This window comes from Caballeronia sp. SL1002 (assembly GCF_057814995.1).
The window spans coordinates 2,765,660-2,788,710 of sequence record NZ_JBYMUW010000002.1; the positions used below are offsets into that span (position 1 = coordinate 2,765,660).

Sequence of the window (23,051 nt, forward strand, 5' to 3'; positions counted from 1 at the left end):
CGCCCAGCCGAGGCCAATAAAAAAAGCCCGCGAGCGTTGCTCGCGGGCTTTTTTACATTTGGCTCAAAGGCGGCGCGTTAGAACGGCGAAGGCGCCTGCATCCGCGAACGGGAACGTGACGGCTTACTCAGCTTCGGCGCGATTTCGTCGCCCGAGCGCGGCGGCTGAGCGGCCGCGGTATCGCCGATGGAACGGGCGTTCTCGGGCACTTCCGCATACGCGCCGTGCGCCATCAGTGGCGCGGAAGTCGCCTCGAGCGATGCGTCGGCTGGCTGGCCGATGCCGTCCTTGATCCACTGCTCGCCCAGTTGATGATTCGGCGTCTTGCTGAAATGCTCCACCAGATGGTCGATGAACGTACGCACTTTCGCCGGCAAATGCCGCCGGCTCGGATACGCGATGTTGATCTCCACCTCCGGCAGACGGAAATCGCCGAGCAGCCGCACGAGCTTGCCGTGCGTGGTGTCGTTACCGATCAAGTAGCTCGGCAAAATTGCGATGCCCATGCCTAGCAACGCGAACTGGCGCAGCATCTCAGTATTGTTCGCGACGATCACGTTGGTCGGCCGCACGCGCACCTCGCCGTCCGGCCCCGTGAACACGCGCTCGTCGCCCCAGTATTCGGACGGCAAGCTCAGACACGGATGCTCCATCAATTCTTCAGGGCGCGTCGGCGTGCCGTGCTTCGCGAGGTAATCGGGCGTGGCGCAGACGGTCATGCAACCGGTCGTCAGCCGCCTAGTCACGACGCTCGAACTGCGAACCTGTCGCGCGATCACGATCCCCACATCGAAACCTTCTTCGACCAGATCGACCTGACGATCCACCAGCGTCAGATCCGGCACGACCTTCGGAAAGCGCTGCGCGTAAGTCTGCAAGACGGGCGCGAGATTGTGCAGACCGAACACGACCGGCGCGACGATCCGCAGCGAGCCCACCGGCTCGTGGTTGCGCGCGACCACCATCTGCTCGACGTCTTCGAGCTCATCGAGAATCTGCCGCGCCCGTTCCAGATAAACCTGACCCGACTCCGTCAGCGAGAGGCTGCGGGTCGTGCGGTTGAGCAGACGGGCACCAAGACGGCCTTCAAGGTCCGCGATATGGCGCGTCGCCACCGCATTCGAGATGTCCATGGCGCTGGCGGCCCGGGCGAAACTACCCAGATCGGCCACGCGGACGAAAACACGCATCGACTGCAAATGATCCATAAGACAACTCCTGCCGCGAGAAAAACGGCCTCCTCGCAATCTTTAGGAAGCAATTCATAATTATCCTAGGACTTCTGAAATCATGCAGAAGTTGCCGCAACAACGCCTTTTTTCGACGATTCATTGCGAGATTACGCAGCGGTAAGCTACAAGATTGTCCATTGTTGCGTCTGACACAACGCTGGATCGGCGGGATGGGTGGATGGGAAAATTCTGAAAAACTGGCGGTGTCAATTTCGACGCGGTAATGCGGGAGATCCCGGGCTCGCCATGGCGAGGCACCGGAATTAGGGATTGATCTAATAGACGAAGCTAATTCGCGTCACCGAAATCGCTCAGACAATCAGTCTTTTCTCGATTTCAGCCTTCGCAGCAGGCAAATCGGCGGGCAAATTCTGCTTCAGACGTTCGAATAATTCGTCATGGAGCGCGAGTTCTTCGCGCCAGGCCGCGTCGTCGGACGAAATCACCTGCTCGAACTGCTCGCGCGTGAAATCGAGCCCGCGCCAGTCGATATCCTCATAGCGCGGCGAAATACCGAACGCGTGCTCTTCGCCGCCCGCCTCGCCTTCGATCCGGCCGACCATCCAGTTCAGCACGCGCATGTTTTCACCGAAACCCGGCCAGACGAACTTGCCGTCGTCGTTCTTGCGGAACCAGTTGACGCAGAAAAACTTCGGCGGCCGAGCGCCCAGGCCATCGAGTTTTTCGCCCATCTGTAACCAGTGCGCGAAGTAGTCGCTCATGTTGTAGCCGCAAAACGGCAGCATGGCGAACGGATCGCGGCGCACGACGCCTTGTTGTCCAGCGGCGGCCGCCGTCGTTTCCGAGCCCATGGTCGCGGCCATGTAGACGCCTTCGGTCCAGTCGCGCGCTTCGGTGACGAGCGGCACGGTGCCCGAACGGCGTCCGCCGAAGATGAACGCGTCGATCGGCACGCCGGCCGGATCTTCCCAGTCCGGGTCGATGGAAGGACATTGCGACGCCGGCGCGGTGAACCGCGCGTTCGGATGCGCCGCCTTCGCGCCGGTTTCGCGCGAGATGTCCGGCGTCCAGTCGCGCCCCTGCCAGTCCTTCAGATGCGCGGGCGGCGTGTCTGTCATGCCTTCCCACCAGACGTCGCCGTCGTCGGTCAATGCGACGTTCGTGAAGATCACGTTTTCCTTGAGCGTCGCCATTGCGTTGAAGTTGGTCTTTTCGCTCGTGCCCGGCGCGACGCCGAAATAGCCCGCTTCGGGGTTGATCGCGTAAAGGCGGCCGTCGCGGCCCGGCTTGATCCACGCGATATCGTCGCCGATGGTGGTCACTTTCCAGCCGTCGAGATCGGCGGGCGGAATCAGCATCGCGAAGTTGGTCTTTCCGCACGCCGACGGAAACGCCGCCGCGACGTGATATTTGCGCCCGGCGGGCGACCGCACGCCGAGAATCAGCATGTGCTCGGCGAGCCAGCCTTCGTCGCGGCCCATCGTCGATGCAATCCGCAGCGCGAAGCATTTCTTGCCGAGCAGCGCGTTGCCGCCGTAGCCCGAGCCGAAGCTCCAGATTTCGCGCGTCGTGGGGAAATGGACGATGTACTTGGTCTCGTTGCACGGCCACGCGACATCGCGCGCGCCCGCCGCGAGCGGCGCGCCGACCGAATGCACGCACGGCACGAACTCGCCGTCGCGGCCGAGCACGTCGTACACTGCGCGGCCCATGCGGGTCATGATCCGCATATTCGTGACCACGTACGGACTATCCGACAACTCCACGCCGATATGCGCGATTGGCGAACCGAGCGGCCCCATCGAAAAGGGCACGACGTACATCGTGCGGCCGCGCATCGCACCGTCGAACAGCCCGTCGAGCGTGCCGCGCATTTCCTGCGGATCGATCCAGTTGTTGGTCGGCCCGGCGTCTTCCGGGCGTTCCGAACAAATGAAGGTGCGATCTTCGACCCGCGCGACGTCGGACGGATCGGATAACGCTAAAAAGGAGTTCGGCCGTTTCGCCGGATTGAGCCGCGTCAAGGTTCCGGCTGCAACCATTTGCTCGCAGAGACGGTCGTATTCGGCCTGACTGCCGTCGCACCACTCGATGCGCTCCGGCTTGGTCAAGGCCGCGACGCGCTGGACCCAGGCGATCAGTTTCCGATTCTTGACGTACGCCGGGGCATCGAGCACGTTCTGTTCTACTGCTGCGGACTGGTTCATCGAGCTATCTCCGTTTTTAAGGGTGAAAACGGTCAATAGCCCATCACGTTGCGCGCGAGAGGCGCATTTCGCGGCTGCGGACCCGGCTCTTTATCGGCGCTCGGCGAGGTGCATCTCGTCGATCGCCACCGGACGGCAGCATGCAAAACAGAGCATGGCGTGATGGACTTCACAGCTTGGCCCGCCGCGGCCGTCTGAAATGCGCCTGGAATCGCGGCTTGCGTCGGCACGGAACAAACTGTTAAAAAGAGGTACTGAATGGCCTCCCGTCTGAGGTTTCGGCGTCGCCCGTAGACGAACGCCACGCGCCAGCCGGACCATTTCTTGCAACGCGAACGGACGCGAGCGGTTAAGGAACGGCAAGCATAACATCCGTCGACCGGACCTCACGATGCGTCGCTATAACGGGAGATCGATGTTTTTTCTCCGTATTTACCCGAAGTTAGCCCCTCTATTCTCTTCCCAAGCTCGCCAGCCGCACGTTTGATGCCCAACAGAAGCCATCCAATGCCCATGAAAATTGCCATCCTCGACGACTACCAAGACGCCGTTCGAAAGCTGGACTGCTTCCACCTGCTCGACGACCACGAGGTCAAAGTCTTCAACAACACGGTGCGTGGTCTGGGACAGTTGGCAAGCAGACTCGCGGAGGTCGACGCGCTAGTGTTGATCCGCGAACGCACCCGCATTAGCCTGCAACTCCTCGATAAACTGCCGCGATTGCGCATGATCAGCCAGACCGGCAAGGCTGGCGGCCATATCGATATCGACGCGTGTACGGAGCGCGGTATCGCCGTGCTGGAAGGCACGGGTTCGCCGATCGCGCCCGCCGAGCTGACCTGGGCGCTGATCATGGCGGCGCAGCGGCGCATTCCGCAGTACGTCGCGAATCTCAAACAGGGCGCGTGGCAGCAGTCCGGTCTGAAGACGTCCGCGCTGCCGCCGAATTTCGGGCTGGGCCAGGTATTGCGCGGACAGACGCTCGGAATCTGGGGTTATGGCAAGATCGGCAAATTGCTGGCGGGATACGGCAAAGCATTCGGGATGAACGTGATGATCTGGGGCCGCGAACATTCGCAGAGCGCGGCGCGCGAGGATGGTTACGCGGTGGCGGAAAGCCGCGACGCGCTATTCGAGCAGAGCGATATTCTCTCGCTGCATCTGCGCCTGAACGACGAGACGCGCGGCATCGTGAAGCAGGACGATTTGATGCGGATGAAGTCCACTGCGCTTTTCGTGAACACGAGCCGCGCCGAACTGCTCGAGGAAAATGCGCTGCTGAACGCGCTGCATCACAACCGGCCGGGCATGGTCGCTATCGACGTGTATGAAAGCGAGCCGATTCTGCAAGGCTACGGCTTGCTGCGCATGGAAAACGTGATTTGCACGCCGCATATCGGCTATGTGGAGCGCGAGAGCTACGAACTGTATTTCAGCGCGGCGTTTAAAAACATTCTCGCCTTCGATGGCGGCGACACGTCGAGCGTCGCGAATCCGGAAGCACTGGTCGGCGGACGCCGCCGCTAGGACTACGGCGTCGAAATGTCGATAACCGGTTCGCAACGGACCGGAAAATTCACCGAATTGGCGATAAAACAGAAGCGGTGTGCGTCCTCGTGCAGCCGCTTCGCCAGTTCGGGATCGCTTCCAGCGCCGATCGTCACTCGCGGATGCAAGATCACATCGGTGAAGCGACCATCGCCTTTGGCGCTCTCTTCCATCGTGCCGATGGGTTCATCCACATAACTGGTCACCACGACGCCGTTCGTCGAGCACAAATGCAGATACCACAGCATGTGACACGACGAAATCGACGAGACAAATAGCTCCTCGGGATTGTGCCGCGTGGCATCGCCGCGAAACGCTGGATCGCTCGACGCTTCGATCGACGGCTTCGCACCCACGCGAATCAGATGATCGCGCGAGTACGCGTCGTAGCGCGAGGTGCCCGAGCCTTGATCGCCCGTCCACGCGACGGACAGGGAATATCGGTGCGTTTTCGCCACTTTTAGCTCGCTTTAGAGGTGAGAAGCCGCGTCGACCAATTCGGGGACACGACTGAGGAACTGCTCGCCGTCTTCGCGCCCGAGGTTGTAGGCGTGCTGCATCTGCGACGGACTCGTGTAGTCCCAGCTCGAAATCGGCACCTTGCGCGACGGTTGCACATACACGCGACGCTGTTCGCCATGCGGCACGACGAACATCTGCGGACGCGGATAAATGCGCGTCACCATCACGAGCACGAGACCCGGCGCGGGATCGAGCGCACCGACAGGCACGTTGTCCACCATGCCGCCATCGAGCACGGGCCGGCCGTTGCGCCGCAAGACCGGCGTAAAAGGCGGCGTGCTGGACGATTGCAGAATCAGATCGGCCAGATCCTCGACACTCGCGCATTCCTGCGCCGTCACGAATTCCGGATGAAAACCGAGCGCCTGCCCGAGTGTCGGATGCAGGGTCTTGCGCACGTATTTCTCGATGTTATAGGCGATCAGCCCCGCCGCGACCGCACTTCGCGCGCCGAGCCAGCGCGGCAGATGCGACACGCCGATCCGAATTTCCGGCGCGTCCTGCAGCGTCGAAAAACGCTCGCCGAAGATATCGAGCAGCGCCTGCCGGTAGATCCGATAGTGCGGAAAGACGGATTCGCCGCGCAGCAGATTGCCCCAGTACGCGTTCTTTCGGTTATCGCGCAGCGCGTGGGCGTAATAGTCCATCACCCATGCAGCGTGGTTCGTGTAGAGCATGCAGGCCGTGGCCGCGCCCGCCGAAATGCCCGTGATGACACGCGGCCGCACGTTCAATTCCGGCTGAACGACGTCCCAGAAACCGGCTTGCCACCAGCAGCGATTGCCGCCGCCCGCGAATACGACTTGGTCGAACATGTTGGCGTGAAAAGTAGACGAAAAACGAACGAAGGTTCGTCGAAACGACATGATACCGGCGGTGGATTGGAGAACACACGTGTCTTTTTTAGGATGCATCGACTCGCGGCGCGGCCTGTCGCGCCTGACTCACGCGTCGATTTGAGAGAATTTTGCGGAAATGGGCTTGCGCGCGCCGGAAAGACGTCGCTATAATTCGGATTCAGTTTTTCGGGGCGTTAGCTCAGCTGGTAGAGCAGCGGACTCTTAATCCGTAGGTCGACAGTTCGAATCTGTCACGCCCCACCAAAGATATCAAGCACTTAGCCCGGTCCTCGTGACCGGGCTTTTTGCTTTCTGGTTTCCGTGTAGGCGCTGTGTAGGCATTTGGGTTCAACGTAAATCCGCCTCAGTCCTCGTCCCGAGTCCGGCGCTTTGCTTTGCCCAATTCATTCTTGCCCCACACCAACGCAGCCGTACGTCGACGCTCAGTGCCAGCTCATCAAGGTTCACGTTGCCAATGGGGTGGGTTCGTGTCGGCCATATTCACCGGCTTCGCGTGCATCAGTGGGGGACTGCGAGACGACACCGCCAGCACCGGTCGGCCATGCCCGTACCTCGAGCTCTCAGGTCCGGACGCGTTCTGCGGCTCAACCGCAGACAATGGTCGGTCGGGTGACCGGTGGACGACTCGCAGCCCTCGCTCATTAGTTGACCCGCTCAAATGCGTAGCCATACCAGACGTTCATCAGGGGGCAGGACGCATAGCGCTAGGGGCGGTGCTGCGCCGCCCCTAGCGCTTCACCTACACTAGATCAAGTGGCGAAACTCCCGTGCCTCGGCGAGGGACCCTTTGATTACTTCATAGGTCATGCCGCTGGCCACTGCCACCTGGTGGGCGAAGTCCTTCTTCGCCAAGACGACCGGGTCGTCGATCATGTTGTCGCCCTTCACCTCCACGATCACGTAGGAATCATCGTCCCGCTGGAAGAGGAAGTCGGGGTAGTAGCTGCGCACGGTGTGCGATTCCGGGTCGATGTACTGGAAGTAAAACTCCGATTGCCCGTGAGTCAGCATGCCAGTGAAATACAACTTGGTCACCCGCTTCTCCCGTAACAGGTCCCAGAACAGGATCTGCTCGGGCTTCGAGTCGAACGCATAGGCGTCGAGGTGGAAACTTTTGGCCTGCTCGTCCGCAGTCGCATCGGCCATGCGAGCGATCTTATTCTTGTCCGCGCTGACCTCGTAATAAGCCCGCTCCGGGGGCGGGAGCTTGATCAACTCGACCTCGTGCTCCTCGGTCTCAATGCGTTCATCGAGGTCGTAAAGTTCCGAGAACAAGCGCGGGATCACCACGTCGTACAGGAGTTCGTTGAACGCGTTGACCGCGCGCAGCACAGCGGGCAAACCCTCGTGCGTCTGTTCAAGAATGCCCTCGATCTCAATCGGGTTCCGGTTCAGGTAGCGGGCCACCTCAGCCACAAGCGTCAACGTGCTGAACGTCACCTTCCTTCGCTGATCGCTCAGGTCGGTCGTACGCGTGTCCTTGGCGCTGACCGCGCTCGACGGATCGAACCCTTCCTGGGTTGTCTCGATGATGTGGTAGCCCTTCGTCATCTCCAACCAGGCGAGCTTATCGTCTTGGGCTAGGCCCAACACCGCCCCTGGCGTCAGGACCTTCTCGCGAATGCCGAAGCTGCGACGCACGCGTTTCAGTTTGATCTTTTCCATCTTCATGACACGGACATGCAAGGTCTCCTTGTCCGACGCGATCTGCTGAACCTCGTCCGTGGAAATTCGGAAGTTGGCTTGAAGCTCCTCGTTCAGAATGGCCAAGTTTTGCTCAGCAAGATAGACCTGCCCCGTATGCTGGCCGCCGCCGATCGAACGCAAGCAACGCATGGACGCCTGGAGCACGAAGATCTTAGATTTTGGCTCGCGGTACAGGCCGACGCCGAAGAGCGAACGGCAGTTCCACCCTTCCCGGCCCTTGTTGACCAGCAGGATGAACCGCTTCTTAGATTCAGCCGTATCAAGCCGGTTAAACTCACGGATGTCGTCGTTGGTCGTGAGTTTGCTGTCCCCCACGTTGACCAGGATCGAGGACGTGTCGATGCCGTGCCTGGTCAGGGCCGCTTCCACGGCCGGTCGCAGTTCATCGTTGAGTTCTTCGACTGTCGCGGCGAAGAACGCCAACTTCGGCGTCATCCCCTCCGGTCGAAGGCCTTCCGTCTGCTCCAGAAAGTCCTTGATCGCAAAATCCACAAACTCGTCGTTCCGGGTGTTGCTATACCCGTGCAACTTCACCTTTTTGAGGTATCCCTTGTCAATGGCTTCGCGCAGACCGTAGGCGTACACCACCTCTGGTAGTACGTCACGTCCGACATAAGGCGTACCCGTGTAGTTGTAGCAAGCAACGACGTGGGTGCCAGCGCGCTCTAGGCTTCCTGCCAGCATGTCGATCGTGGTACGCAGGCTGGTGTCCTCAGGCTTCGCGCCGATGCCCATGTCCTTTGCGAGGTTTTTCCCGAACGCATGGTGCGCCTCGTCAACGTAGATCCCCAACTGCCTAAGGCGGCACAGTTTTTCAAAGCGCTGGTTCAACGTTAACTCGGCGTCCTCCTCAGGCTGATCGAACGCGTAGAGATCCGCGGCAGCATCGTAAACCGACCCTGAAGGGAAAACCGCCTCTGATGCAGCGAACAAGAGGTCCGCCGCTTTCTTCTCCGTACGGCTACGCTTCAAGATGATCTTTTGCGTGTTTGACACGACGATGTTGAACATCGACCCGTCCAACGTGTTCAGCGAGGTGCCAGCCTCTTCCAGATAGTGGAACTTGAGACGCGTCTCGAACAGGTCCGCATACTCCTGTGGAATGACCGACGACTTGTCGAAGCTCTCGATTTCGCGCAGGGATTGCAGCACCGTCTTGTCCGGTGCGAACACCAGCGCGTTGTGGCAATAGCGCTTGTCCTTGGGAAACTTGTTAGCGAGCAAGAACTCGTAAAAAATGCACGTGGCCATGAGGATGGTTTTGCCGGTCCCCATGGTCAAGGCGAAAATGTAGTTGGGATAGACACGGGCGTTCCTGCGCATCAACGAAAAAACGCTCTTGTACTGTTCTTTCGTCATCGCGTCGAAGATGTCGCCTTGCCGAGCGTTGCCGACGATACCACCCTCCCCACGCCCAGCGAAACGGCCCGATTTCTCGAACCACTGCTGGAAAATTTCCTCGACCCGTGCATTGTCGAGGAACTCTTTGAGGAACACGTAGATTTCAAGCGCCTCGTACTGCGGCGTGCGAAGGAATGCCTTCGGGTTGCGTTCCGGGTTGTTGTAGTCGAGGTATTTCTTGCTTAAGTCTTTATAGTAGGAACGGATGGTGCCGCGGTTCTCGCGAAAAAACTGCCACAGGTAATGGAAAAAGCCAAAGTCGAGGCTTGCCTCGGTCGAGGTACGACGAACGACGGTCTTAGCCATGGATCTCCCCCTCCCACGATTCCGACAACAAGTCGGTGATCTTCACGCGAATGGTCCCGGCATTGGCGGGAATGGTGTAGCGCCCGCGCACCATCTCGGTTCGACCTGGGCTGTCTAGCTCGATCGGCTGCAACACTGCTCCGTCGTAATTCCAATCGATCATCACGGTCTCCACCAGCTCGCGCCAATCCTCCACGGTTTCCTTGCTCATGGACAGCTTTTGCAGGAGGTTCATGGGGTAGAAGCGCTCGATCACCAGGTCACCGTCAACGATGGCGAGCCGGGCTTCCGAGTCGCGTTTGAACTCCAGATTGGATTTGTCGCGGAGGATGTCAACGATGCTGATGTCCAACTTGAACGGAACCTCTTTTTGCAAGCACGCCGCGAGGTCCGGCTCGTGCCCCATGCAAACAAGCAACAGCTTTTCGACGGGCTGATTCGGCTTCTCGGCGTGGCGCCGTTCAAAAGCCTTGTAGTCGAACCCGTTCACAAGACCACCTAAGTCGGCCCGCGTGGCGATCCGATTGACCGGCATGATCTTCACCATTCGTCCGTCCTTCTCGCCGTCGTAGATCGAACTGAACTCGAGCTTTTGAATCTCCAACGCGTCGATCAGCAGATCTTTGGCCTGCGCTGGGTTTCTGAAAAGATCGTAGTGGTTGACGTTGTAGACTTCAAAACCGCCGTAGCAGGCATGATCACTAGGAACCTTTCGCTCGCACTCCCTCGCCACCGTGATCAAGCGTTGCGACGCTGTATGAATGGCGCCCAGGTTGATGTCGGCTCCAATGAAACGTCGGCCCAGCTTCACGGCCACCGCTTGCGTTGTTCCTGAGCCCATGAAGCAATCGAGAACAAGATCCCCTGGATTTGAGCCAGTTTTGATGACGCGCTCAAGGAGGATTTCGGGCTTTTGCGTCGGGTATCCGGTCCGCTCCCCATCGACCGCGGCCAACCCAGGGATGTCGTCCCACAGGGTCTGCAGCGGAACGCCCTGGCCCTGATCCAGATAAAGCTTGCGTTGCGGAACATTGCCGGGCTTTGTCTGAACGACCTGCCCTCTGGCAATGAGGTCGGCCATCCGTTCTTTGGAGTATCGCCAGTGCCGGCTGACGCCCATCACATCGTAGTACGGATTGCCCTTTCCATCACCGCCTGGCGCCGTCATGCTGATGAGGCGGTACTGGCGATTGGTATCGTCTTCGAAATACTTGTAGAACGCGTCGATGTAGTCCTGCGTGTATGGCTTGTGCTGCACGTTGAACGTGCACGCCGGCCCTTTGCGATAAAGGAAAATAGTGTCGGTATTCTCACCGAAGTTCACGCCACCTTGGCCGCCGTTCGCTTTAACCGTGTTCGCTCTCTTCCAAAGGATCTCGTTGACGAAGTTGTCCTTGCCGAATATTTCGTCGAGAATGCACCGAAGGTAATGGCTACGGTGGTAGTCGCAGTGAAGGAAGATCGAGCCGTTGTCACTTAACAGTTCTCGGAGCAGGGTGATGCGCTCGTACATGAACTGAAGGTACTCATCGTTTGCCCAAATGTCGGTGTATTGCTTTTCCTCGAAGGTGAGCCTCGACGCCAACGCAGACTTTCCGCGCATCAGCACTTCCCGCCGATAGTCCGCTTTTGAATCGAAGGGTGGATCGACGTAGATCAAGTCGACCTTGCCGCGAAACTGTTTGAGCAAGTGGCTCATCACTTGCAGGTTGTCGCCCCAAAAAATCTTGTTCAACCAACCGTCGACATCGGACCCATACTGCTCTTTCAACTGCGCCGGGTAATACTGGGTGGAGGTGAACGGACGCTTGCCTCGCCAGTTCAACATCGGGTAGCCCTTGATGGGCTCGAAGACGTAGTCGCCAACGGAGTTGCCCGGGGCGGCTGGTTTGTTCAGGTCAAGGTTGTGCTGATCATTCATGGTCACGTCGTTTTGAAAATCCAGTTTTTAGTATCGCAGTAGGCCCGCATGTCGCAGTTCGAGCAAAGTTTCGCGGGCCGCGCCGGTATGGCGTAGTCCCTAGCCTCAATGCGAGCGACAACGTTGTCAAAGCCGGCGATGGTTTTGTCGATGGTACGGTCGTTCTTCGGGAACGTCACATACGGGTTCCCGCCCTCTTCGCCCGTATAGTACAAGTGCATGCGGCTGACCGAATGTCCGGTGCGCTTTTCGACCAGGTGGGCGTACACCTCGAGTTGTCGTTGATACTGGCGCAAACGCTCACGGTCCTTCTCCATGTCCGGTTTCTTTTCGGACTTGAAATCGATGATTTCGACCGTCCCGTGCTCACCGCGAATCAGGTCGACGCTGCCCATGAGGATGTACTCGTCCTTCACCAGCGAGATGTCGACCTCTGCCTCCTTGAGGCGATCCCAATGCCCGTTCTCGCGCTCGTAATAGCGCATGACATGTTTCAGCACCGCCTTCAAGGTCTGCGGAGCCAGATATTGCCGCTCGCGCTTCGACAGGTAAGCGTAGTTGGTGCTCATCCACCGCTCGATTTGGACCGGCTCAATCAAGTGTTCTTCGCCTCGGAGCGCGGCCTTGTGGATGTCCTCGATCGTTTGATGAACCAAGGTTCCGAACAGTTGCGCGCCGGCGCGGATGGGGTTGAACTCAAGCTCTTTGAAAAACCGGTACTGCTCGGCGCAGTTCTCGAACAACGTGATGTGCGACGTGAATGAGTATTGTTTCTTGATGTTGATCTCTTTGACGTTCTCGAACGTCATCGCTTCGGGCTGGAAGGACGCGTCGCGCCACCGGGGCAGCGCGTAGTAGTGCGCATCAAAGTATTTCGAGGGCGAGCGTCCGCGACCCTCCTTCTCCTGCGTTGCCAGGACGAGCAGGTTTTGCGCGCGGGAAAACGCGGTGTAAAAAAGGCGCCGGAAGTCGAAAAACTTGGTGTGGCTGAGGGGCTCGAACGGCGGCTTGGAAAAGTAGTCCTGTTGCAGCACCTCGTCCAACGGCGTGTGCTGCTTGCGCGGCACCGCGTCGAGCGATCCGCACACGACCACCGGGAACTCTAGGCCCTTCGACTGGTGGATCGTCAGGAACGAGACGCACCCCCTCGGCGCGTACTCCGCGTCGTCCTCGTACTCGTTGATGCCGCCCTCGTCGAGGAACCGAAAGAACTGGTTGAACAGGTCCCGCAGGTTCTTGTCCAGGAACTCGGTGTTCAACACGCTGACATAATGCAGGTATTCGAACTTCGCGAGCAGTTTCGAGAGCGTTGCCAAGTTGTGCGCCGCACGTCCCTTGTCCACCCCGTTCAGCACTGTGTCGTCCAGGAATCGAGCGAAGAGCGGGAATTGAAGAAGTTGGTAAAACAGGCCCGAGAACGAGTAGTCAGTGTTCTGCGCCAGAGTGTGATGGCGCTTGGCAAGCGGGCGGGCCCAACTAAGAAGCCGCGCGTTCTCCGGCTTGCGCAGTTCCTCCGTGAACGGGAAGAAGCACCGCTGATCGTAAAAGTCCCAAATGTCCAGGTGCGCGTCGGCGTTCCACTTCCGTACCTTCTGGAACTGCGGGAACAGAAAGATGAGCGCGCCGATCACCAACCGGACTTCCTCGCGGTCGAAAAACATGTTCGAGCGCGGCGAGTACACGGGAATGCCAGCGTTTTCAATGTACGACGCCAGCGCCGTCACCTTGTCGCTCTTCACCGAACGAAACAGGAAGGCGACCTGGTTCCAGTCCGTGAGCCGCCCGCTGTCGCGCAGGCGATGGAGAAACGCCAATACCTCCTCGTGCCAGCTTAGGCCGTCCGCTGCTCCAACGCGAATGACCGCGGGCACCGCCGGAAAGGTTCCCTCCTGCGCCTCAACGACCTTGTCGTAGCGGAACTTGCGCGTTCCATCGGTCCAGATCTGATCCGCCATCCACCCGTTGTAGAAGCTGATTATCCCAGGATGCGACCGGTAGTTCGTCGTCAATGCGATGCGCTTGCACACACCTGGCGGGAACTGGTCCGGAAACTCCAGAATGTTGCGGATCGTCGCACCGCGAAAACGGTATAGGCCCTGGTCGTCGTCGCCGACGACGCAGAGGTTGCAACGCTCGCCCATCAGAAGTTTGAGGATGCGCTCCTGAATCGTGTTCGTGTCCTGGTACTCGTCGACCATGAGATGGGTCAGTTGCGCGCGCAGGGCCGTGAGCACGGTGGACTGGCTTTCAAGCAAGCGCAGGGCTTCCAGCTGGATGCCGGAGAAGTCGAGCGCGTTGTTTTCAGTGAGCAGTTGCTGGTAAAGCTGAAAGCAATGGCCGAGGGCTGTGACCCCGAGATCGGTAGCGCCGAGCAGTGCGTTGATGTCTAGCGCCTCTTCCGCCACTGTGTTCAACCGCTTCAACAGAACTTCCGACTGGCCCCAGCGACTCGAATTCTCGACGCCGAGAACGAGGTCGCTATTCTCCACGGCGCGGAAGCCGGTGAGGTTCTTGTAAAGAAAGAACTGCTGGTCGAACTGGTCCATTAGCGTGAAGCTGCGCCGCAGCCGCGTGAACTCCCGGTAGTCTTCCAGCAGTCGCAAGCAGATCGAGTGGAAAGTCCCTAAGTACATTTCGTTCAGGTTGAACGGGATGTCAAGTTCGTTGAGCCGGTTAGAGACGCGGGTGGTCAGTTCTCGAGCGGCCTTATCCGTGAAAGTAACCACGAAGAGGTTCTCGGGCGCTGCGCCGTGGTTCGTGACCAAGTTCACGATACGCTCGACCAGCGTGAACGTTTTCCCCGATCCAGGGCCCGCGATGATGAGCACCGGGCCTTCGGTGGCCTGGATGGCTTCGAGTTGGAAGGTGTTTGCTGTCATTGTTGTACCTCGTAGCCCGGTGCAATGAGGGCGCTCTCGACGCCGTACAGCATGGGTGTGTTGCGCAACCACAAATAGTTTTGGAATGATTTCAGGATTCGGAACTTTGCGCACGCCAGCGGCGCTGAAGCGCCTTGTTGCATCAGGTGTGGCACAGCCGATGCATCGTGCAACTTCATGGGGTTTCATCGCCGACTGTGACTTCTTGAATTATCCTATCGTGCTTAAAATTCCGAATCTCGAAGCCCCCCAACTTGGACAGTGTCACAGACGCCATGCAATGTCTCCTTGGTGTCAGTTCAACAGGCAATTCCCGCTACACGGGCTGGATGCCAATAGCCGGCGTTATGCGAGCGCGTATTTCCTGGTAGACAGCGATTCCCGAGCCCACGCCGACCTCCAGCGAAACGCATAGGGCGAACTTCCCCTTCCCGACCAGCTCTCCTGCGTCTGCAGCACAGTTCACCTTGCACACGAACCGGTCGCCATCCACGAACGCCACGGCGTCTTCACCTTCCAGAATCTCGTGCTGTACCGTGCCGCGCATAACTGCCTTTTCGTGGGCGCTATTTAGGCGTTTGATGCGCAACTGGTCCTGCGGCGGTGTTACCCATAGCTTGGCACGGCGATAACTTTGATGCGCGAAGTTGATCGGAGACATCCAAGCCAGAGTGAGCGTCATGCGCCGCCACGCCCTCGTACCAGCAAGACTGGGCGGCAGCGGCGCAGAGAAGACAAACGCTTCGTCGGCACCCAATTCACCGACACCAAGCAGCGTCGCTCGTTCAGCCGTGCAGGTCACGGCTCGATCCACATCAACCACACCATACCCAAGCCAACGGGTGACGAAATCTTTCTCGGCTATCCGCCTCGTATTTGCATTCGGAATAAGCTGGAAGTCCGGGCGTAGGGCTAGGAGCCTGTCTGACCATTCGCCCCATTGCGCACCGTGTACCAGCAAGGCCTTGAGTAAGACCGCATCGAACTTGGCGGCTGGAGCGTCGGCGACTTGCACACGCAGCGATTCGATCACTTCATACGCGTGCGCCGCAGCGCGGCTGGCCAGCGCCGCAGCGTTGCTAGTACCGCGACTGTAGGCTGTCTCATTGAGGGTTCGCCCGGGTAGCGGCGGCACGGCTGCACGATGGCCAGGTGCGGCGCTAGCCGTAATCGCATCGAGCACGCTTACCGGCGCACCCGCCAACATGCGTTCGCGATGGAGCACGCGGCCGCCGGGCATCAAGATGTCGGGCTTGACCGAACGTCGATAACCGTGACCCACACGGGAGAGCGGGCTAATCCCTCCGATGGCGAACAAGTCGAAACGGCCTGGTACCACGGGAAGCTCCGCGTGATCTGTATGTAGAGCCCCGACAGTCAGGACGTTCATGGCCTCCGCCGGCGCGATGAGTCGGCGGTACATACTCTCGGCGGTCAGCGTCGTTAAGGCCAAGCCCGCACGGTCATTCGGCGTCATGCCGGACAATGTGTTGCTAGGGATCTGCAGTGCGAGTGGACTCAGGTCATTGCCTGCGCTGACAATGAACAGCAGGGAATACCGAAAAGCGAGCCAATCGAGCAGGCGCGCCCAAGGCGACATCTCGCGCACAAACAGTCGAGAGTCGTCGCCGACGGAAAGATTGATGATGCGGACGGTCGGTGCTACAGCTTCCTGGCCAGCGTCCCCTTCGCAAATCCGTCTTACCGCACGATGAATCAGATCGATCAGCAGTTCATCGTCCGGCGTGTGCTCACGACGGCGCGGATTGAAGGTGTCCAGAGGGTCTGGCCGCAGAATAGGACGGACATACAACTTCCGGTCCAGCGGCGCTGGAGCTCCATCCAACTCACCGTGCAGGATCAGTGATGCCATGGACGTGCCATGCACGCGGTCCTTGGCTTCGTATCCGGCCTCCCAGCCATCCGGATCATCGACCACAAGACGGCCTGCCAACAAGGCATGATTGCTGAGTGGCAAGCCATCCAACAGTGCGATAACCGGAGCCTTCTCTGCCCCAGCGGGTATCTCTGCCTGTGTGATGAGTTGAGCCTCGCTCACACCGTCGGTGACCGACTGCGCCTTAGGCCGGAAGAACATGATGCGGTCCGATAGCACAAGTTCCGGCGTGTCTCCTGCCAGGATGGTCGCAAGAGCTGCAATAGGCAGCTCTACCAGAAAGCCGTGGTAGGCAATTTCGGGGATCAACGCACTGCTGAGAACACGACCATTCAGCCGCTTGACCAGTGCGTCCACCTCGACGCTCGCTATCTCATTTTTCTGCGGTACGCTGAAGTACCAGGCTTCAATCTCGAACCGTATGGCAACCATGCCATTGTCGATGCCATCCTGCCAATATCGGCGCATGTCGGCATCGACGCGATCGGCGATGCTCCAATGACGAATGGTGCGCAACTGCTCAAAGACGTGCTTGAATGGTGCCAAGCCTCGCGCGAACGACTCATTGGGATTCTGTTGGAAGCGATTCCACAGCGCCAACAGTTGTGTCAGCGCTTCCTGATTGGTTCCGAGCAGGAAAAGACGCCCGGCGTAAGGCTTATGTTGTTGCTCCCCGCTTTCGGCATAGAAATCTTCATCGGGTTCGATCTGCTCCTCGGCCCATTCGAGCAGCCAATCCAGTCCAGGCACCTTGCTGACGGCATTGGCGAAATTCTGTACCGTGCCTGCAACTTCTAGCACGAGGATCAGCTCGGGGTTCTCCATGGGCGCGGCCTGCTGGAGCCTGAGGCGTTTGGCCTCGAAGGCTTGTTGCAGTATTGCGAGTTGTGGCGCTATACGCGCTCTCTGCCGTCCGATTCCAGGGACGTGAACCGAATGACCACCCCCTCCTAGCGAGTTCCGACCGGCTTCAGTTGGTACGGAGAAAAACAGAAGAGGATAGTTTTCATTCGCCATTAGTTAGCGTTGCCCATTCTTGTTATTGGTCGATCGTGAATCGCGTCTGCCACTGTTTGAGGCGTTCAACAATGATGCGTTTAAGATTGGCGGCAGGAAGCGCGAGAACGTAACGGCGCTGTATGTCTTCGCAGAACTGCTCCAGGTCGGAGAAGCTTGACGCCTCGAGCTTCGAGGCCAAGGTCTTCGGCGTTATACCCAGCGGGGCGTCCAGTCGCTTTTGCAGACGCACGAACCATTCTTCTCTTTGCGCAACGGTGGGCTCCGGGAGCGTGAGGCGCAACTGGAAACGGCGCCACACGGCACGATCCAGCAGTTCTGCGTGGTTCGTGGCGGTCACCACGACTACATGGCTGGGCAGTGCATCGATCTGCAGCAGCAGAGAGCTGACCACGCGCTTAATCTCGCCCGTTTCGTGCGTATCCCCTCGCTCCTTGCCAAGGGTATCGAACTCGTCGAAGAACAGCACGCACTGGTGCGTGCGCACGAAGTCAAAGAGCCGCTTCAAGCGGCCGCTAGTTTCGCCAAGGAAGCTGCCGATCACCGCCTCGTAACGCACCACGAACAATGGCACCATCAGTTCGGCGGCAAGCGCTTCAGCTAACGAAGTCTTGCCGTTGCCCGGCGCGCCGGCCAACAGTACTCGATGCCGAGGCTCCACTCCGTAAGAGCGCAGCAAGTCCTTCCGATGCTGCTCCTCAACAAGCTCGCGGCATGCAGTAAGAACGGCTTCATTGAGCAATAGCGAATCCAAGCTTCTCCTTGGTTCAACTTCATACAGCAGGCCGCCGTGTCCGCCATCGAAAGAGCGCACAACCTCGACCGAGCGCGGGCCCGACTTGGCCGATCCCAAGTTCTCGACTAGCTTGTCAGCTAGTTGATGGTGATGCTTGGCACGCTCCTCAGCCGCCATGGCTTCGACGGTCGTGCGCAGCAGTTGCTGGTCGCCCTGGCTTCCTGCCTTGACTAGGCTTACAAGTAGGTCCGCTCGCGACATATGCTTACCTTGTCCAGTATCAGTTTCATGTGTGTACTTACGGGTCCGTCTAAGCTGCGACCGTGATCGAAGCGCGGCTGGTCTTCCTTGCAGGCCTGACGACGATCTCAACATGCTGACCGAGCGATACCAGCGCCTGCATCAGGCGTTCAAGCGAAATATTCTGCAGCTTATAACGACGAACCAGTGATATCTTCGGTTGCGTCATCCCAGTAATTTCGGCAACTTGCATCTGGCTAAGGCCGCGTTGTTCAATCAACGCGTTCAACTTGACAGCAAGGATGGTCTTTGCCGACAGATCCCCCGGATCGTTAAAGTCGAGGGTAGTTAGCACATTGTCTTTGCCGCCGTGCGTCTCTCTGCGTTGCATCGTGATCTCCCGCCTCGTCATACCCCGCCGTCAACGATATTTTGCGCTCCCGAGTTTCGGGAAGGACACTAGCGGCATTTGTCCGGATTATATCCGTTCATGTATAAAAAACAACCGACAAAATCGGCAGCGCCTGTGGGCTAACTTCACAAGGGAACGGCCAAGCGAGCACTGGCGCACTCTCCGATCTCTCCAAAGAAGGCCAGCAACGCGGGTGGTGGAACGACTTTTTCCTCCAAGAAATGTTGACGGCGAAAGCAGCTTGCTTGTCAGAAACAAACACTTCAGAACAATCCGCCGCCGGCGACCCTGCCTTCTGCCGCGGCTAAGCACTATTGGTTTCGAAACTACGTACAAGAAACACTGCGCGCCTACGGTATCTAAACGCGCGAGAAGCCGTACCCTGCGCCGACATCGGCGCGAGGCGGCAAGGATAGATTAGGCAGCGGTGCTAGAAAGCGAACCGGGGCTTTTTCACTGTTTCTTCAATCTTTATTCCTTCAACCTTTGCTCGAAGCGGCTCCGTCTTTCGCGGCGTGCAGCGAAACCAGCCGGGCGAGAATGATCGCGGGATAAAGCTGGCCGATCATCGCCTCGATTATCGCGAGCGATCTCGCGGCGGGCGCGACCGGCGTGACGTCGCCGTAGCCCACGGTCGTAAGCGTCACGAAGCTGAAGTAGACCCACGTCGAGTTATCGGCTGAAACCTTCGCGGTTCCCGCGCCCGCGTAGGCGCCCGCGAGGTGTCCGCTCACCAGTTGATAAGCCTCCGCCCAGATCACGCCGATCAATACGTAGAGCGCGACCGCGCCCAAAATCCGCTCGAGAGTCGCGGCGCCGCCGCTGAATACCTTGAAGCCGATTACCGCGCCGAGAACGCCGAGCGAGACGAGCGCCGTTCCGTCGAGCAGTCCGAGCATATCGCGGACGGGAAATAGCCAGCCGCCCCAACGGACCAGTGTGGTCAGAACGCCGACCATCGCCATTACGATCAATTGCGTCCGGCGCTCGGAAACCGCCGAGACGCCGCTCAGCAGGATCAAGGAGAGAAGCAGATCGCGTCCGATCCGGGCGAGGAGGCTGTTTTGATCGGCGGCAAATGGAAGAACGAAAACGTTCAGCGACAACAGGACGAGAAGCACCGACATGCTGCCGATAGGCGTCGGGGAAAGGCGTTTGCGGCACGCACGCAGGCGTGCCGCCGTCGCGCCGGGCTTGAGCAATCTGAAGAACATCGTTTAGGCCGTGGCGCTCAGGAATGACTCGGGAGATAGCTGGCGACCGCTTGCTCCAGGTTGAAAAACATCCGTTCGTGGCCCAGCGTTTCGGCGAGCGGTGAGCGTTGTATCATGGCGAGCACGCCCGGGTTGAGCCCGGCCAGCCAAAGTGAAACGCCGGTTTCGCGGTAGCTCTTTTCGGCCTTGATGAGCAACTTGAGCGCGGTGTACTCGATATCGAAAACGCCACCCAGATCCAGCACCACGATCTTCGGCTTGGCCTGATCGATCAGCACGCGCATCTTCTCGCCGACATGGCCCACATTGGCAAAAAAGATGCGTCCTTCCGGGCGAAGCAGCAGCATGCCGGGGAACGTTTCGTCGTCGATATGCGCAGCGGATATCGGGCGGAACACATTGGTTTCCCGCTTGCGCGCCATGACGTAGACGGGCGGATTGGAGACCTGATACGCAAGCGCCACGAGGGATACGACGATCGCCACCAGAATCCCTTGCAGCGTCCCGAGCAACACCACGCCGATCATCGCGACCACCGCCCACAGTAGTTCCATTCGACGCACCCGGAGGATCGCCCGGAACTCCGCGGGTTTGCAAAGTCCGGCTGAATACACCATGACTATGGCGGCCAGCGTGGCGTGGGGAATCAGCCGGATAAACGGCGCGAGCAGCAGCATCGAGCCGAGCGAAACGGCCGCCGTGACCAAGCCCGACATTTGCGTCCGCGCGCCCGCACGACGATTCACCGCCGTCTGGGTCGTGCCGCCGCCAGCAGGCATCGCGCCGAACAATCCCGCACCGAGATTCGCCATGCCCGTCGCCAGCAGTTCGCGGTTTGCGACCGGTGTCCGCTCGCCGTCCTGGACGAATGCGCGCCCCGCGGCGATGGTCTCAGTGAAGCTCATCAGCGCGATACCCGCGGCCGCGGGCCAGAGTTGCTCGAACAAGGCGGCGTCGGGAAGGGTCAAGGACGGCAGACCGGTCGGAACGAAGCCCACCGTGCTGACGCCGTGGTCTTGCAAGCCGAACAGCAACACGGCGGCAATCCCGAACGCCACGGCGATGAGAGGCGCGGGCGCGCGCGGCATGGAGCGCCGGAATGCGAGCAGCACAGCCACCGTCGCCGCGCTCACGGCGGCGGTGGCTAAGGATGTCTGAGGAATGCCGTGGCCGATCGCCAGCAGGTTGTGGAAAAACGTTCCCTTCTGGAAATGAATGCCGAGCAGCTTCGGAAACTGATCGACCAGAATCACGATCGCGATGCCCGCCTTGAAGCCCGTCAGTACCGGGTCGGAGATAAAGTCGGCGACGAATCCCAGTCGAAGTAGCGACGCCAGCAAAAGGATGCCGCCCACCATGGCGGCGAGCGTCGCCGTCGCTGTCAGCAAGCCGTGCGTGTTCGCGTCGGGCACCAGATTGCCGAGCGCGGACGCGACCAGAATCGCAAGCGTGGTGGTGGTACTGACGCTCAGCGGCCGCGATGTCCCGAGCAAAGCGTAGACCAACAGCGGCAGGAACGCCGTGTACAGGCCGACCTGAACGGGCAACCCCGCGATGGTCGCGTAGGTGAGCGCGTTCGGTATGACCACGGCAGCGGAGGTGAGCCCCGCAGCCAGATCCGGCTTGAGCCACTCCGCCTGATAGTGACGCAACCACTCGGGAATGGGAACGGACAGGCGGCGGGCGGCGCGCTTTGGTGAGTCGTCGGCCATGAAGAAGTGCGTTCCGTAAGGTGGTCGATCATGATGCCGATCCGCCGTGCTCGGCGTCTGCCGAAGTGCGGTGAATGCGGTGGCAAAGAAAATGCGAATTCGCGCGCGCCGCCAGGATGCCCGCGAATCGAACCAATGTGTCCCGGTGCGGCCCAACCCGGGCCGCGTTCAGGTCAGAACGCCGCAGGAATCAGCTTGTACGGATAATCCGGCTCGCGGTAACCGCCCGGCTTCTGGCGTTTCGGCAGCGTGACTTTTTCCCTCACTACTTCTTCATACGGAATGCGGCTCAGCAAGTGGCTGATGATGTTCAGCCGCGCGCGCTTCTTGTTGTCGGAATTGGCGACGAACCACGGCGCGAAATCCGTGTCCGTGGCGGCGAACATCGCGTCGCGCGCACGGGAGTAGTCGTACCAGCGGCTAAAGGATTTCAGATCCATCCCGGAAAGTTTCCAGGTTTTCCGCGCATCGTGAATACGCGCTTCAAGCCTCCGCGTCTGCTCTTCCTCGCCGACTTCGAGCCAGTACTTGATCAGGATAATGCCCGACGCGATCATTGCGCGCTCCACGGCCGGAGTGGATCTGAGAAAGACATCCGCTTGCTCGTCCGTACAAAAGCCCATGACGCGCTCCACGCCGGCGCGGTTGTACCAGCTACGGTCGAAGATCACGACCTCGCCCGCCGCCGGAAGATGCGGCAGATAGCGCTGGACATACATCTGGGACTTTTCGCGCTCCGTCGGCGCAGGCAATGCGATGACGCGGAACACGCGCGGACTCACGCGCTCGGTGATCGCTTTGATCGTGCCGCCCTTGCCCGCGCCGTCGCGTCCCTCGAACACCACGCACACCTTCGCGCCGCTCTGGACCACCCATTCCTGCAGCTTGACCAGTTCCACGTGAAGACGTGCGAGCGATTTGTCGTACGCTTTAGCCGTCATCGGCTCGTCCGCTTCGGACTTGCCGGGCTTCTTACTCTTCTTGATATCGACATTCATCGGTGTGCCTCATTGCTCCGCATGGATCCCGCCTTGAGGGTCCGTTCGCCGGGATACGTCACGATCAACCCAGCCGGCCACGCATCCAATCATCGGGATAACTCATCAATCGAAGGACTATTTCGTCAGAAAGTCAGGTGAATGCGTCTCGCAGAATCTGCACGCCGATCGTGCGACCCTTCCAGTAGAGGTTGTGCATGCGGCCCTGGAGATCGCGCAAGGAAACGGGAGCGATGCCATGGAACGTCAGCGTCACCGCGGGTTGCGGGCCGTCGTTCGAG

Annotated in this window: 16 protein-coding genes and 1 tRNA gene; 2 read left to right on the forward strand and 15 right to left on the reverse strand. The window is 59.4% G+C overall.

Features of this window, described 5'->3' with window-relative positions:
- Window positions 1-77 precede the first annotated feature (77 nt).
- Window positions 78-1,208 carry a LysR family transcriptional regulator gene (locus AC3D25_RS15275; RefSeq protein ID WP_488889205.1) on the reverse strand — a complete coding sequence of 377 codons (1,131 nt, stop codon included), beginning with the start codon at window positions 1,206-1,208 and terminating at the stop codon, window positions 78-80.
- A 335-nt stretch (window positions 1,209-1,543) separates the two neighbouring features.
- Window positions 1,544-3,400: a phosphoenolpyruvate carboxykinase (GTP) gene (locus AC3D25_RS15280; RefSeq protein WP_488889206.1), complete on the reverse strand. Its 1,857-nt coding sequence runs from the start codon at window positions 3,398-3,400 to the stop codon at window positions 1,544-1,546.
- 513 nt (window positions 3,401-3,913) lie between these two features.
- Here AC3D25_RS15280 and AC3D25_RS15285 point away from each other — a divergent pair.
- The gene (locus AC3D25_RS15285; RefSeq protein WP_488889709.1) at window positions 3,914-4,927 is read left to right on the forward strand and encodes a D-2-hydroxyacid dehydrogenase family protein; all 1,014 of its coding nucleotides are present in this window, start codon (window positions 3,914-3,916) and stop codon (window positions 4,925-4,927) included.
- A 2-nt stretch (window positions 4,928-4,929) separates the two neighbouring features.
- Here AC3D25_RS15285 and AC3D25_RS15290 read toward each other — a convergent pair whose 3' ends face one another.
- A complete protein-coding gene (locus AC3D25_RS15290; protein WP_488889207.1) occupies window positions 4,930-5,406 on the reverse strand; it encodes an OsmC family protein in 477 nt (158 codons plus the stop codon).
- Between the two features lie 12 nt (window positions 5,407-5,418).
- Window positions 5,419-6,285: a patatin-like phospholipase family protein gene (locus tag AC3D25_RS15295; RefSeq protein WP_488889208.1), complete on the reverse strand. Its 867-nt coding sequence runs from the start codon at window positions 6,283-6,285 to the stop codon at window positions 5,419-5,421.
- Window positions 6,286-6,497: 212 nt separating this feature from the next.
- On the opposite strand from AC3D25_RS15295, the gene AC3D25_RS15300 reads away from it, so the two are divergent.
- Window positions 6,498-6,573 (forward strand) — tRNA-Lys (locus AC3D25_RS15300).
- A gap of 501 nt (window positions 6,574-7,074) precedes the next feature.
- Here AC3D25_RS15300 and AC3D25_RS15305 read toward each other — a convergent pair.
- The 11 genes from AC3D25_RS15305 to AC3D25_RS15355 form a co-directional block, all read right to left on the reverse strand.
- Window positions 7,075-9,744 (reverse strand): DEAD/DEAH box helicase family protein, encoded by a 2,670-nt coding sequence (locus AC3D25_RS15305; RefSeq protein ID WP_488889209.1) that lies wholly within the window; start codon window positions 9,742-9,744, stop codon window positions 7,075-7,077.
- Entirely contained in the window at window positions 9,737-11,665 is a 1,929-nt protein-coding gene (locus tag AC3D25_RS15310; protein ID WP_488889210.1) for a site-specific DNA-methyltransferase, read from the reverse strand. Before AC3D25_RS15310 ends, AC3D25_RS15305 begins: the two co-directional genes overlap by 8 nt.
- Window positions 11,666-11,667: 2 nt before the next feature.
- Window positions 11,668-14,544 (reverse strand): ATP-dependent helicase, encoded by a 2,877-nt coding sequence (locus AC3D25_RS15315; RefSeq protein WP_488889211.1) that lies wholly within the window; start codon window positions 14,542-14,544, stop codon window positions 11,668-11,670.
- Window positions 14,541-14,723, reverse strand: coding sequence for a hypothetical protein (locus AC3D25_RS15320; protein WP_488889212.1), 183 nt, complete (start codon window positions 14,721-14,723; stop codon window positions 14,541-14,543). Before AC3D25_RS15320 ends, AC3D25_RS15315 begins: the two co-directional genes overlap by 4 nt.
- 137 nt (window positions 14,724-14,860) lie before the next feature.
- On the reverse strand, window positions 14,861-17,266 hold the full coding sequence (locus AC3D25_RS15325; RefSeq protein WP_488889213.1) for a S8 family peptidase: 2,406 nt from the start codon (window positions 17,264-17,266) through the stop codon (window positions 14,861-14,863).
- Window positions 17,267-17,480: 214 nt separating this feature from the next.
- Complete coding sequence (locus AC3D25_RS15330) at window positions 17,481-18,455, reverse strand: AAA family ATPase (protein WP_488889214.1); 975 nt, start codon at window positions 18,453-18,455, stop codon at window positions 17,481-17,483.
- 49 nt (window positions 18,456-18,504) lie between these two features.
- The gene (locus AC3D25_RS15335) at window positions 18,505-18,825 is read right to left on the reverse strand and encodes a helix-turn-helix domain-containing protein (RefSeq protein WP_488889215.1); all 321 of its coding nucleotides are present in this window, start codon (window positions 18,823-18,825) and stop codon (window positions 18,505-18,507) included.
- A gap of 500 nt (window positions 18,826-19,325) precedes the next feature.
- Window positions 19,326-20,060, reverse strand: a complete 735-nt coding sequence (locus AC3D25_RS15340) for a potassium channel family protein (protein ID WP_488889216.1) — start codon at window positions 20,058-20,060, stop codon at window positions 19,326-19,328.
- 17 nt (window positions 20,061-20,077) lie between these two features.
- On the reverse strand, window positions 20,078-21,772 hold the full coding sequence (locus AC3D25_RS15345; protein ID WP_488889217.1) for a SulP family inorganic anion transporter: 1,695 nt from the start codon (window positions 21,770-21,772) through the stop codon (window positions 20,078-20,080).
- Window positions 21,773-21,945: 173 nt separating this feature from the next.
- Window positions 21,946-22,770 carry a polyphosphate kinase 2 gene (gene ppk2 / locus AC3D25_RS15350; RefSeq protein ID WP_488889218.1) on the reverse strand — a complete coding sequence of 275 codons (825 nt, stop codon included), beginning with the start codon at window positions 22,768-22,770 and terminating at the stop codon, window positions 21,946-21,948.
- 133 nt (window positions 22,771-22,903) lie between these two features.
- On the reverse strand, window positions 22,904-23,026 hold the full coding sequence (locus AC3D25_RS15355; RefSeq protein ID WP_488889219.1) for a hypothetical protein: 123 nt from the start codon (window positions 23,024-23,026) through the stop codon (window positions 22,904-22,906).
- Between the last annotated feature and the right edge of the window lie 25 nt (window positions 23,027-23,051).